This is a genomic window from Leptospira interrogans (genome assembly GCF_900156205.1).
In the GTDB taxonomy this organism is placed as follows: Bacteria; Spirochaetota; Leptospiria; order Leptospirales; family Leptospiraceae; genus Leptospira; species Leptospira interrogans.
The window spans coordinates 65190-78656 of the sequence record NZ_FTNA01000004.1; the positions used below are offsets into that span (position 1 = coordinate 65190).

Annotated in this window: 11 protein-coding genes; all 11 read right to left on the bottom strand. The window is 34.1% G+C overall.

The genetic code is table 11. From position 1 onward, the window contains the following. Window positions 1-148: 148 nt before the first annotated feature. The 11 genes from BW942_RS04645 to rfbC all read right to left on the bottom strand — a co-directional run bounded on the left by BW942_RS04645 (window position 149) and on the right by rfbC (window position 13291). Entirely contained in the window at window positions 149-2101 is a 1953-nt protein-coding gene (locus BW942_RS04645) for an ankyrin repeat domain-containing protein (protein ID WP_001153324.1), read from the bottom strand. A gap of 284 nt (window positions 2102-2385) precedes the next feature. Beyond that, window positions 2386-2820: a TA system VapC family ribonuclease toxin gene (locus BW942_RS04650; RefSeq protein ID WP_000876271.1), complete on the bottom strand. Its 435-nt coding sequence runs from the start codon at window positions 2818-2820 to the stop codon at window positions 2386-2388. Beyond that, complete coding sequence (locus tag BW942_RS04655) at window positions 2821-3057, bottom strand: antitoxin (protein WP_223809838.1); 237 nt, start codon at window positions 3055-3057, stop codon at window positions 2821-2823. 1152 nt (window positions 3058-4209) lie between these two features. Continuing rightward, window positions 4210-5604, bottom strand: coding sequence for a DASS family sodium-coupled anion symporter (locus tag BW942_RS04660; RefSeq protein ID WP_000827971.1), 1395 nt, complete (start codon window positions 5602-5604; stop codon window positions 4210-4212). Between the two features lie 40 nt (window positions 5605-5644). Further along, the gene (locus tag BW942_RS04665; protein ID WP_000394235.1) at window positions 5645-6493 is read right to left on the bottom strand and encodes a glycosyltransferase; all 849 of its coding nucleotides are present in this window, start codon (window positions 6491-6493) and stop codon (window positions 5645-5647) included. Between the two features lie 511 nt (window positions 6494-7004). Further along, window positions 7005-7916 carry a glycosyltransferase family 2 protein gene (locus BW942_RS04670; protein ID WP_001114267.1) on the bottom strand — a complete coding sequence of 304 codons (912 nt, stop codon included), beginning with the start codon at window positions 7914-7916 and terminating at the stop codon, window positions 7005-7007. A gap of 4 nt (window positions 7917-7920) precedes the next feature. Then, on the bottom strand, window positions 7921-8895 hold the full coding sequence (locus BW942_RS04675; RefSeq protein WP_000878673.1) for a glycosyltransferase family 2 protein: 975 nt from the start codon (window positions 8893-8895) through the stop codon (window positions 7921-7923). A gap of 980 nt (window positions 8896-9875) precedes the next feature. Further along, on the bottom strand, window positions 9876-10760 hold the full coding sequence (rfbA, locus tag BW942_RS04680; RefSeq protein WP_000842260.1) for a glucose-1-phosphate thymidylyltransferase RfbA: 885 nt from the start codon (window positions 10758-10760) through the stop codon (window positions 9876-9878). Then, on the bottom strand, window positions 10761-11810 hold the full coding sequence (gene rfbB, locus BW942_RS04685) for a dTDP-glucose 4,6-dehydratase (protein ID WP_000723090.1): 1050 nt from the start codon (window positions 11808-11810) through the stop codon (window positions 10761-10763). Beyond that, window positions 11807-12727, bottom strand: coding sequence for a dTDP-4-dehydrorhamnose reductase (gene rfbD, locus BW942_RS04690; RefSeq protein ID WP_000642158.1), 921 nt, complete (start codon window positions 12725-12727; stop codon window positions 11807-11809). The genes rfbB and rfbD overlap by 4 nt, the downstream gene beginning before the upstream one ends. A 3-nt stretch (window positions 12728-12730) precedes the next feature. Next, a complete protein-coding gene (gene rfbC, locus BW942_RS04695; protein ID WP_001159758.1) occupies window positions 12731-13291 on the bottom strand; it encodes a dTDP-4-dehydrorhamnose 3,5-epimerase in 561 nt (186 codons plus the stop codon). Window positions 13292-13467: the final 176 nt, after the last annotated feature.

Sequence of the window (13467 nt, forward strand, 5' to 3'; positions counted from 1 at the left end):
GACTTCGTTTTTACGAAAACGTCTTCAACTCAAAAATAAAGTTCAGATTGATCCATCGATTCGAAAAAACAGAAGATAGGTCCTAGTGAAATTCCGTTCTCCTCTTCAATTCTAAATAGTCATTCTTCGATTACAAAATCTCTCTCATTCAAGAAGATGAAATGCTCCGTTCGATCCCAAACTCGTTTCCGGAATCGTGTTCTGCATGAACGAAAAAAAACGGGGATAATTTTTCTTTCTTACGAAAACCTTCTCCGTTCATCACACGCTCCACCACTCTCTCAAACGATCCTTTAGAATAAATTCTATACATAGTTTCTAGATTACATTCAAAAATCGTGTTTTTATTGGTTCCTTGATACGAGGAATATCTATTTCGAGCCTTTTCTAGGCTTTGATAGGTTTCAATACAAAGATAATACGAATAGTCCTCCTCTTCGTAATCCCATTCCAATAAAATTGCCCCGATCTTTTGATCGGTTTGAAACTTCTTTAGAACGTCGTCAAGCTCCACCACCAGATCTTCCTCAACGGGTGAAAGTCGATCCGACTTCAACTCCCAACCGGATTGAATATAATGGTCTTTGAATTCGGCATATTTAAGCAAGACCTCGTAAGGAAGCGAAAATTCGAAACGAGTTCTTTGGATCTCTTTTCCTTCGAACATTTTACGTTCTTCCACTTGTAAACGGTCCCGAACCAATTCGACACAATCGTTTTCTAGAAAGAACGTTTCACTCTCCAACCTCTCAAAATTTCCTTTTAGCAAAATTTGAAACGCCGTATTCTCCGTCAAAGGTTTCAGATCCTCGTCCTTTTTTAATTTTTCGATCGGATACTTGAGACGAACAGCCTCAAATAGGCTTCGGATTGCCGAAGAGTGATTTTCCAATTTTACATAAATACAGGCCAAATTTAGAAAGAAGACCGATTCTTGCGTTTGAATCTTCCACGGATCGCCTAAAAAATCGATCGCTTCCTGAGACCGGTTTTCTATGAAATACGCCACCAATAGATTCGTGAACACTTGTCCGATGTCTTTTCCACTTTCCAAAATCTGAGTTCGATATTTTTTACATTCTAAAATTGCAAGATCCGATTTTTGTAAATGGATGTAATTTGCGATCAGTAGATTCAGAGCCTCCAGATCGAAGGAAAACGAGAGAGATCTGCGAGCCCAAGAAACGGAATCTTCATATCTACCTAAGTTTCGATACGCAAACGAAAGATGATTGCATACGATCCCGTCTTCCGGAAAAGCTTTAATGGCTTTCAAACCGGCGTCGACCGATTCTGACCATGCACTTTTTTGAATATAATCCCGTTGCAAAATCCGAAACATCCGATCGCTCGTATCTTTGGCTCCTTGTTCTTCCAACCACGAAACAAAATCCTGATGTTTGTTTTCATAGGCGATCAGATAAGAGTTTGTATCTCCCTTTAGACTTTCCGCTTTTAAATTCGCGCCCGCTAGAAGCTTTGCCACTTCCATATTTCCGTGTTTTGCGACCCACATCAAGGAGGACCAACCCTTCCAAGTTTCTTGAGCGTTCACGTCGGCACCAGCTCGGATCAAAAGTCGAACGATTTCAAGCATCACTTCCCCGTTCGTATCGGAATCGATACAGGCACGAATCAAAGGAGTTTCCCCGTTTTTTTTATCGGCGAGATTTACGTCTGCTCCCGCTTGGAGAAGAAAGGAAACTTTTCGTACACTCGCTGTCTTTGCGTAAACCGCACTTCTCAGTATGCTACTACTCTCCTCCTTGTGTGCGTTTAAATCTATACCCGCATCCAGTAGAGCTTTTGCGGACTCTTCAAATCGAGTATCGTCCTTACAATAATAAAGCAAGGTTTCCATGGCGCTCTCACCCGAATTGGAAAGAGCATTTAAATCCGCGCCCGAGGATAAAAGAGCGCGTAACGCGTTCGATTTGAATTTTACCCCTCCGGAGAAACTAATCGGCAAAGCGCTAAACCAAAGAGGGACTTTAAGGCTTCGGACATAGATCATTTGATTGGGATCGGCGCCCTTTGCAATGAGTTCCTGAATTTGTAATTCGTCTTCGGCGCTAATCGCTTTTAAGAGAAGATCTTGCATTTGTTTTGAATCCTTTTTCTGCGTTTGATGAATCTTTCTAAAAACTCTTTCATAACTTTTATTTTAGTTTTTTTAACATAGTAAATCCGAAAAAGAATCCTATCTTGGTTTTTAACGGCGGATCCAACCGTAATAAAACGCTACGTCCGGAACTTCCAAGTATTTCTCAGAATTCTTTTTTGCTATCTTTAACTTAAATCGAAGAATCCGATCGATCCTTATTAGCAAGCGTCTTTAAAAATGGAATGGAAAGATTCGAAAAAAAATTCTTTTGTAAGGAAAATCTAAGCGGCGATCAACTCTAAATGTTCTTTTCCGCGATCAACCGAGTCATAAGGAATTTTAGAATCGAAAGTGGCAAACTTGACTTTATGATGAACACTTAACGCCAATAAATAAACGTCCGTAATTTGTTTAGAACTGACAGAAACTATATTCAAATAAAATAAAGAAGAATTGATGGAAATATTATCCGGAATAAACTGATGTCCTTTTACTTTTAAAAGAGAATGTAAAATGGCAGAAACGACCTCAACTCCGCCAGGATTCCCTGGATAAGAGGAATGACTCATAATTCTAACCAAAGCGTTCTGAGTGATCGGACAAGTAGCCCAACCATTTCTAGCCTTTCGATCAAACCATTTCCAAGCTTTTTCATGAAAAACATGATTAGAGTCACATAAGGAAATCAAAACATTCACATCTAAAAGATATTTCACTTAACCTTCTTCCTCCTTAATTGTATTGATAACTTTGTTAGTTACCTTGACACCTTTCTTTTTAGAAAGAACGGGCCATCCATAAGAGTTCGTGACAAACTTAGAGGCCGTCTTTTCTTTTTTGAAGACCTCTTCTGTCTTTAGATTATATTCTAAAGCCTCAATTACCAAAGCCCGCATGGAAATTCCCCTTTCTGCGGCTTTTATTTTTGCTTTTTTATATAGTAAATCCGGTATTTCCAGTGTAGTTTTCACATATTTACAGTCCCATAAATATGGGAAATTGCAAGAAAAAAACAAGAAATTTTAGAACTTCTTGTTCTTGAGATTTTTTAAAATTCGTTCCCAAAATTTAAAGGGATTTTTTTTAATTTTATGAATGGTGATCACAAAACAGAGATCGATTTCGGGCAGAAATTTGATGGGGATAGTTTTATAAAGATTTTCTAAATTCAAAATCTTTTAAGTAGATTTATATTAGAATCACTTTATTTTTATTTAAAATGTCGATTTCAATCACTTTAAGATATTTTTGAGATAACTTCTATTAAAAAATATATAATAAATTTTCGTATCTAAACAAACTCAGGCGTAAATTGAAGACCTCAACAATTTCTATATAATAAAATTATTATAAATTTAAAAACAATCTCTATTTTAGAGGCCGAATTTTAAATATTTTATTTTATAGTTGTGGATATGAGAAGTAAAAAATCAGTAGGAATCAGTTTGATTTGAAAACGATACAACAAAAGCGAAATAAAATAAAAATCTGTTTCCGATTTTAAAAGGCAAATATATAAGAATTTATGATTCTATTCAAAACTAGAGAATAGAATATCGCGAATTTTTATTGCAAATGTCTATTTGAATACAAAATATTATGAGTTGTCCCAAGAGCTATCGAACAACTATAAAAACGAAATGTTTTAATTTCATAAAGATGTAAAAACTCATATAATTTTTAATATTAGAGTTGTTTAGAAATCTATATCTACAAACGATTTTCTTTATTAGAATTGTTGAAAAATTAATTCTCCATCTGTTTCTATTTTAAGGAAACCGGCAATTGAAGCAGTTTTGTTAATGTCACTATGGAATTTTTCAAAAACTCTATTCTTTTTAATAGAAAAAAACTAACTTTTAACCACTCTATTATTCAAAAGTGTATAAATCGCTCCGAGATGCTTAATTTATAGAAACTATTACGATTTCGCAGATAAATTTTGAAAATGAGTGAACTCCATTCAAACTAATAACAATAAGGAAATATTAAAAAACTATAAATTATTCAATGTGACATTTTCTATAGAAACTGACATATTTTATTGAATATTCAAAAAAAACAAAATCCATCCTAAGATTTTGAAATAGATTCTTAAAAAAAAATTATAAAAATATAAAATATCCCGCTAAGACCAAAATTAATCCCAAAATTCCAATCGGCAAACCTGCTTGAATCATATCTTTAATTTCAAATCCTCCAACCGAGTATGCAATTGCATTGGGAGGAGTACTTACAGGAAGAGACATTGCCAAAGAGGCAGAAAGTGCAATTCCTAAACACACTTCCAAAAGATACACATTTGACTCGGGAAGAACAATAGTGGAAAGAGGAAATGCAAACGGGACCAGAAGATTCGTCGCCGCCGTATTGGACATAAATGTACTTAACAAAAGAGCCAAAACACAAAGTAAAAACAATACACTTACTGAATATTCTGGTTTTATAATAGGTTTTAAAAATTCAGAAAACCAAAACTTCATCCCACTTTGTTGAAAACCCACCCCAATTCCGATTCCACCAGCAATCAAAAGTAAAACGGACCAATCTAATGAGTTAATATCTTTTTCATTTAAAATTCCAAATACAGGAAATAAAATTAAAGGAAGAAGCGCAACCACCCCCGCAGGAATTCCGTGTAAATTTTCTGTAAACCAAAGAAGAACCGTTCCCAAAAAAATCACTGTAGTTATTCTAAATGAAAAAGATTTAGTTCCTTCTTCTGGCTCTTGAAACTCAACTACTAATTCAAGTAAGTCTTTTTGTGGAAACAATTTCATAAGAAGTAACCAAGCAAATAAAATTAAAACGATTACAAGTGGAACCGCAAAAAACATCCAAGTCCCAAAAGAAACAACAATACCTTCTTGTCTTAAAATTCCCATCGCTATGATATTTGGAGGAGATCCTATTGGAGTTCCTACCCCTCCTATATTCGCCGCAAACGGAATCCCCAATATCAAAGCTTTTCGAAAGGGTTCTTTTTCCGGCAACATCTGCAACATAGGAAAAGAAAGAGCGATCATCATTGAAGTAGTCGCAGTATTACTCATCCACATTGATATAAATCCGGTGGTAAACATAAAACCTAAAAGTACTTGATGACTTTTAACCCCAAATCTACGAATGATTCTATTGGCAAAAAAACGATCCAGGCCTGTTTTTACACAAGCTTTTGCTAATACAAATCCTCCTAAAAATAATACGATAGAAGAATCCGCCAAAGAAGAAAGAAAGACCGCAGTTGATGGATTTTTATTTCGAGGAAACTCAAAATAAGAAACACCGATAGGATTTGCAAAAAAAATAATTTCTAAAAAAATTACAAGAATCGAAGTGGCGTATCCAGGAATAGGTTCAAGAACCCAAAATACTGCGGCCAAAACGAAAATACAATTCATAATGGCAATATTTATAGGAAGTCCAAATCGAACCTGAATCAAAAATAGAATCCCGACCGTAAGTAAAGTCAAAACCATCGAAATCAGATTACGTTTCATTCAAGTATTTTATATATAAAAAGTAGAATTTTATAATGTTTTAAATTAGTTTCCAACCGAATTTCATAAAAAAACGGATTGCAGAAATGACAAAAAGTCTTACGTGTAAAAAGCCTTTTTTAGACGAATTTCCACCTTTGTGATAAATTTGAATCTTTGGAAAGTAATCCTTTCTCTTCAAACGCATAGAAAGATCAAAATCCTCGAAATACAAAAAAAATCTTTCGTCAAATCCTCTGATTTGTTTTAAAGACTTTGTTCTTGCAAAAATAAAACAACCGCTGATTAAAGATACGTCTTCCTGAATTTGATTCCAATCCTTATCCCTTAGATCGTATTGATCTAAATACTTTCGAAATACCTTTTTTAAAATATCCGGTGCAAAAGATCTCAAAAATAATACAAAAACAGTGGGATAAGATTTTACTAAAAATTGCATATTACGTTTTTTATTAGAATCACTCTCCCAATCCCAAACTGAAGGAACTACCGCGTTGCAGCCTGGATGTTCTTCCAAATAACGAACGCATAAATCCAATGTTTCCGGAATCATTTTAATATCTGGATTGAGAACTAAATGAAATTCCATATTTGATTTTAAAATAGAACGGTTATTGGCAACTCCGTATCCAAGATTTTCGGGAAAATGGAAGTATTCAAATTTGACACGATTTTTGGACGAAAACTTTTTTTCTAAATCGTTCACTATATTTTTTACTTCTTCTCCGTATTGTGGGGTATTATCCAATATCTCGATTTTATATAAAATCGATTTTGAAGCATTAGAAATTTGATATGTGATTGAGTTCAGAAGAGACAAAAGCGATTCTTTTAAAATTAATACATTCGGTTTATATAATACAATCGAAACGGTAATTCCAAATTCCAAAATTCAGCCCTCAAGTAAATTTTATCAGTTTAATATTTTAAAAATGTGGGAACTCACACAATTTACAGGTTTTACAGTTAAACTTAGAAATGTGGGAACTCATACAATTTGCAGGTTTTACAGTTAAAACTTAGAAATGTGGGAACTCACACAATTTGCAGGTTTTACAGTTAAATTGAAAATGTGGGAACTCACACAATTTGCGGGTTTTACAGTTAAATTTAGAAATGTGGGAACTCACACAATTTGCGGGTTTTACAGTTAAATTTAGAAATGTGGGAACTCACACAATTTGCGGGTTTTACAGTTAAATTTAGAAATGTGGGAACTCACACCAAAATCCGGATTAGGCATAATTTTTGAGAACTTTTTAATCTTTATAAAATTGATTGTTAATTTTGGATACAAATGCCAAGCGTCCGAATAGTAACAAAAATGACTGACCCAGTTTTTCTATTTCATTTTCAGTTTTCTAAAAATTCACAAAAAAGTATTTGAACTTAGATTTGTTTTAAGTTGTAGAAAAAGTTTCACCTACAAGATGTTTATAAAAAGAAGATTTTCTTCCGGTAATCCCATCACAAATTCCGCAAAGAATATGAAGATACGTTTGATATTTAGAATCAGAAAAAATAGGCAAAATCAAAAATCGAAAGATTGTTTTTAAAACAACTTCTAATTTAAATCGAAACGGAATATGCGGCATTTTACAAATATAAATTCCATTTCTAAAAAGAAAATACCATCTAAAGGGCGAATGAATTGCAACTTTAAAAATCCCGAATATACTCCTAGAATCACTCCCAATAGAATGTTTCATTTTTACATCGGAAATAATTTTATGAACATAACCTTTATCATTGGCCCGAAAGCACCACTCGTAATCCAAATAGTCTATAAAGAAATCTTGATACATTAAACCCACTTCTTTTAAAACTTCTAATGAATAAAAACTTCCAGAAGTTATTAGAAACTTTGCATTTAAAATTCCGGTTTCGTCTTTTAGAATTCCATAAATATTACGGTTTTTGATTGTATCAAATATATTAGGACCATAAGAAGCAACTTTCTCATTTGGAAATTTTTGAATTTCATATTCTCTAATTTTTTGAAGAAATAATCGTATCGCCGAAATTTCTAAAAAGCTATCTTGATCAAACAACCAAACGTGTGTATATAAATTCGACTGGGCATATTCAATTCCTCTATTTAGGGCAAACCCCAAACCCAGATTCGATTCATTCTCTATAAGAAAATTTTGTTTTTTAATTTTAGAACGAATCGCAGACACATTCTTTGACCGATTATCTACGATCAAAACTGGAACTGAATTTAAATTTAGATTTTGTACGTTTTTATAAGTTAAATTTATATCAGGATTAAAAGTAACAATGACGGCTAATGGAGAAAATTTCTCTGGCATATTACTATTTTTTACGAAACGGGGTAAACCATCCTCGGTTCATCCACATTAAAGTTTTACTAAATTTATTACCCTGAATATTCTGAATATCTAATCTTTTACGGATAATTCCAGGCAACATTCTTAAAAAGCCAAAAGGTACTCCTAATATTTTAGGGCTCGTAAAGACTGTATGAAAACAAATACTTACTCCAAAAAAAAGTATATGATGGAGTATATAACGTAAAGCATAAGGCAGAGGCATATTTTTCCAATAAACGACTAACGCGTTTCTTAGACCATAATAAAGGGAAAAAGTACTTTTTTCTTCGGTAGATCCAAATCCGTGATGATAAACCTTAATGTTCGGACTAAAAAGTACTCTCTCTCCCATAAGTCTAGCACGAAAGCTTAGATCCACATCTTCCATATAACAGAAAAAATCAGAATCAAATCCGCCTATTCTTTCATATACTTCTGTTCGAATTGCCATCGCACCACCACATGCAGAAAATATTTCAGATTCTCTTAGATATTCTTCAGAGAGAATTCTTTTATACCCCCTTCTCCATGCAGCCCCAGAAACGTGATAAATATCCCCGGCCCCGTCTATTAACTTTTTTTCCTCTTGATTATCTTTAAGCATTAAAAAGGAAATGATAGAATACTCTTTTCCCTTAGATTCGAGTGTCCTCTCGCATTCGGAAAAGAAATTATCGCTCAAGCGAGAATCCGGATTGATTAGTAAAGTCCAATCCGACTTAGGTGCCACTTTGATCGCCTCGTTGTTTCCACCCGCAAAACCTAAATTTTTAGAACTAAAATGGATCGATCTTTTATTTTTTTTGGAAAGTAGTTTAAGCTGCTCCTGTGTGCCATCCTTGGAATCATTGTCCCAAATTATCCAAGTCCAATTAGAAGGCAATTGCATGGATTGATCCAATGCAGAAATATATTTCTTGGAATTATATGTAATTGTTATAATATTATAATATTTCATTTATTAGAATAAGTCTGTTTTTTGAAACCGTGGTTTAAAATATCTATTCAGAACTATATAATAAAATACCCGATTCAATAAGCTTACACTTCAATAATATGGATTCTGTGTAATAAAGTCGGGCATTACTAGACCGCGCGATTTCAATTCCAATCAACAAATTGATCGAGGCATTTAAAAACAAAATCTTTTCATGATTTCAATTTGTTATAGAACTCGATCCGTCAAACGACCTATCTAACGACCATTGGGAGCGAGATTTGAGTTTAGGAAAGCGTTTTGCTGAGTTCAAACTCAACCCGGAAAACTCAGCGAATACTTCTCTAAGATCGACATTCAGGGAGTAAGACGATAAGTTTGAAAGAGCGTTCTGCTTGAGTTCCTTCGCCTCAATCGCTTTCGAATTAGATTATACCGAACTTACGTTAAATGGCACGTTGTGGGTACTCAATTCTATAAGAATGAGTAATATGAATTCTTAGACAACTTGAGACTTTAATACGACACAATTAGTGAAAACTACTATTCTAATAGAATTGTTGAAAAATTAATTTTCCATTGATTTCTATTTCATGGAAACGGTCGATTGAGGCGTTTTGTTAATTGTTGCTATGGAATTTTTCAACAACTCTAATAATGAAATTATCAAAATGACTATGATTGGTTTCTTTTCAAATTTTAAGACAGACTTTTTATCTCAAGATGAATTTTTGGCAAAATTCAAACTGTGTTAGTAGGATTCAACAATTCCATAAAAATTCAATCTTTTGAATATATTAAATGCAAGTCATTTAGAGCAAGATGATTCTTAAATACTACTAAAGTAATGCATTATTGCAAAGAGAAATATTAAGATTATATCAAATATCCTAGATTCAAAAGGTAACACTAATTACACGATCCAATAACAATCTGAAAATAATATGCTTATAGTAAAATTAAGAAACGAACAATTTAAAAATGTAAAGCCTCTATGAAATTTAGTAAATCTTTTCATTAAGTACTTTTACAAGATATTCTCCATAACCTGTTTTTTTAAGAGGACTTATCAATTTTTCTAATTGAGATCCATCTATAAAACCTTTTCTAAACGCAATTTCTTCCGGGCAGGCAACTTTAAGTCCTTGTCTTTTTTCAATCGTTTCTATAAATACAGATGCCTCTAAAAGTGATTCGTGAGTCCCAGTGTCCAACCAAGCATACCCTCGTCCCATCACTTGAACGTTTAAAATTCCTCTTTCTAAATAAATCCTATTTACGTCTGTAATCTCCAATTCTCCCCTTGCAGAAGGTTTAATAGATTTAGCTATATTAACAACCTCTTCATCATAAAAATATAATCCAGTGACTGCATAATTAGATTTCGGTTTAGAAGGTTTTTCTTCGATCGAAACCGCACGTCTTTCAGAATCAAACTCTACCACTCCATACCTTTCTGGATCATGAACCGGATACGCGAACACAGTAGAACCGTTCTCTTTTTTAGAAGCGTTTTCTAAAAGAGAAGCAAGATTATGACCGAAATAGATATTATCTCCAAGAATCAAAACAGACGGATGTCCGTTGACGAAATTTTCTCCGATCCAATACGCTTGCGCCAATCCTCCCGGATTGGGTTGTACCGCATATTCTATGGAAATTCCCCATTGTTTTCCATCTCCTAACAGTTCTTTATACATAGGAGTAGCTTGAGGTGTGGAAATCAAAAGTATTTCTTTGATACCCGCTAGCATAAGCGTTGTTAGTGGGTAATAGATCATCGGTTTATCATAAACCGGTAAAAGTTGTTTGGAAACTACGTATGTGACCGGATAAAGTCTTGTTCCAGAACCGCCTGCGAGTATAATTCCTTTTCTAGATTTCATCTAACGTTTCTCGTACTGATTTTCATAATATTCTTTATATTGACCGGAAAGAATTTCCTTCCACCAAGATTCATTCTCTAAATACCACCGAACAGTTTCTTTTAAAGCCGATTCAAATGCAAATTTAGGCTTCCATCCCAATTCTTTTTCGATCTTGGAAGGATCAATTGCATAACGAAAATCGTGACCTGGTCTGTCCTTTACATACTGAATCAATTTAGAATGTGGAGCCCCCGAAGGATGCAACTCGTCCATAATGGAACAAATGGAATCTACTATGTCTATATTCTTTTTTTCGTTTCTAGTTCCTATGTTGTAAGTTTCCCCGGGCAATCCCTGGAACAAAGCAACACGTAGAGCCTCACAATGATCCTTAACATATAACCAATCTCTAATATTCTTTCCGTCTCCGTAAACGGGTAGAGGTTTTCCTTGTAAACAATTTAAAATCATCAAAGGAATCAACTTTTCGGGAAAATGATAAGGTCCATAATTATTGGAACAATTTGTAGTCACTACCGGCATATGATAAGTATGGTAGTAAGATCTTACGATATGATCCGAACTGGCTTTAGAGGCCGAATAAGGAGAATTAGGTGCATAAGGAGTTTCCTCTGTGAAATATCCGCTATCTCCTAACGTTCCAAATACTTCGTCCGTAGATACATGAAGAAATTTTTTTCCTTCATAAGATCCATTCCATTGTAGTCTAGCAGCATCCAAAAGATAAAAAGTACCAAGCACATTCGTCTTGATGAATTCTTCCGGTCCTGAAATAGAACGATCTACGTGGCTTTCTGCCGCAAAGTGTGCAATGTAATTAAATTTATGCTCTTGAAAGATCGAAGATACCTCTTCTTTATTGGCGATATCTGCCTTTACAAAAATAAATCGAGAATCTTTTTTCCAAGATTCCAAGCTTCTCAGATTTCCAGCATAAGTCAGCTTATCGAATACGACTACCTGATATTCTTTGGTATCGTTTAAGATGAGATTTACAAAATTGGAACCTATAAAACCGGCTCCACCCGTAACTAAAATTTTTTTCATACTTTTTTTCCGGAAACTTCGGCAAGTTCTTTCAGACAAAGGGTTAAATCCTCTCTCCAATGCGGAACAACGCCAAAAATTTTTCGAGTTTCTTCTAAATCTAAAATTGAATATCTAGGCCTAGGTGCAGGTGTTGGATAACCTTCCGTAGGAATTGGATAAATCGGCTTCAAATTTTCTATCAATGAAAAAGAATGTGAAAAATCCCGAACCGCAAGTGCAAAATCGTACCAGCTCGCAACTCCTGAGTTAGAAAAATGTAGAATCTCAGGATAAGATTCTCCTTTTAGAATTCCATAAATTAAGAATATTATAAAATCCGCAAGCCTACCAGCCCAAGTAGGTCTTCCCAATTGATCTTCGATCACTCTTAATTCATGACGATTGGAATCTTGTAAAAGTTTCACAATTGTTTTTGGAAAATTATTTCCATGAGAGGAATATACCCAACTGGTACGAACTATATTTGCTTGTTTAGAATTCGCAAACGTATTTCGAATCCACTTTTCCCCTTCCGCCTTTGACAATCCGTAGATTCCTTTCGGAGAAAGTGTAGAATCCGGTTTCCAAAAACGAATCGTATCACCGATCGTTTCCGAATTTGCATCAAACACAAAATCAGTGGATATATAAATTAAATGGATTTTTCTTTTTAGACATTCTTCCGAAATTTTTTTTACAGATAACGAATTGATTTTGTAAGCGTTCTCTGAGTCGGACTCTGCCTTATCTACCGCAGTATAAGCTCCACAATGAACTAAAATCCGAGGAGAATCCTTCAAAATTCGTGCGGCAGAATCAAGATCTGCAAGATCCCATTCTTCCCTACCAAATCCTACTGCTTCCAATCCATTAGATTTAAATCTTTCGGCCAATTCCCAACCTAACTGACCGTTTTTTCCAGTATAATAAATCATATTCTAATATACGAATGGACTTTTAAAGTCTGCAAAAAAAGGAGTCACTTGGTCCCTCTGAGATACTATAAATTCAGAATCAGACAACCATGTCTTCCAAGGAATACCTAACGCAGGATCATCCCAACGAATTCCTACCTCATTCTGAGGACTGTATTCTCCGGTCACTTTATATAAAAAATCTGTTTTATCTTCTAAGGTTAAAAATCCATGAGCAAATCCAGGAGGAACCCAAAATATATTTTTATTTTCTTCAGATAATTCCACGGAAAGCCATTTTCCATAATTGGGGGAACCTACCCTAACGTCTACCACCACATCTATCACCTTACCTCTCACTACTCGGACTAACTTTCCTTGATCGTAAGGAGGAATTTGCAGATGCATCCCCCTCAATACCCCTCGAGAAGATCTAGAATGATTGTCTTGGGAAAATTGAAATGGTATGTTTTCTTTTTCGAAAATAGATGCCTTAAAGGTTTCCAAAAAAAAACCTCTTTCATCTCCAAAAACTTTAGGTTCAATTAAAACTGGACCTTCTATCTGAAATTTTTTAAATTGCATAATACTTCAACTGACGTTCAATTAATATAAATTAAATTTTTCTAATAAACTAAAATTCGTAATCATAAAGAATAAGAGTTCTCTGTTTTATTATTTCTAAATTTATTTTTTAAACTTTATATAAACTAAAATTCTAAAAAATTTTTCCTTAAAACTAAGACTACTTTATTAATTTC

Excerpts from the sequence above, each read along its gene's own strand:
- BW942_RS04660 (WP_000827971.1), bottom strand. The coding sequence starts at position 5,604 with ATGAAACGTAATCTGATTTCGATGGTTTTGACTTTACTTACGGTCGGG.
- BW942_RS04670 (WP_001114267.1), bottom strand. The coding sequence starts at position 7,916 with ATGCCAGAGAAATTTTCTCCATTAGCCGTCATTGTTACTTTTAATCCT.
- rfbC (WP_001159758.1), bottom strand. The coding sequence starts at position 13,291 with ATGCAATTTAAAAAATTTCAGATAGAAGGTCCAGTTTTAATTGAACCT.
- BW942_RS04675 (WP_000878673.1), bottom strand. The coding sequence starts at position 8,895 with ATGAAATATTATAATATTATAACAATTACATATAATTCCAAGAAATAT.
- BW942_RS04645 (WP_001153324.1), bottom strand. The coding sequence starts at position 2,101 with ATGCAAGATCTTCTCTTAAAAGCGATTAGCGCCGAAGACGAATTACAA.
- rfbA (WP_000842260.1), bottom strand. The coding sequence starts at position 10,760 with ATGAAATCTAGAAAAGGAATTATACTCGCAGGCGGTTCTGGAACAAGA.
- rfbB (WP_000723090.1), bottom strand. The coding sequence starts at position 11,810 with ATGAAAAAAATTTTAGTTACGGGTGGAGCCGGTTTTATAGGTTCCAAT.
- rfbD (WP_000642158.1), bottom strand. The coding sequence starts at position 12,727 with ATGATTTATTATACTGGAAAAAACGGTCAGTTAGGTTGGGAATTGGCC.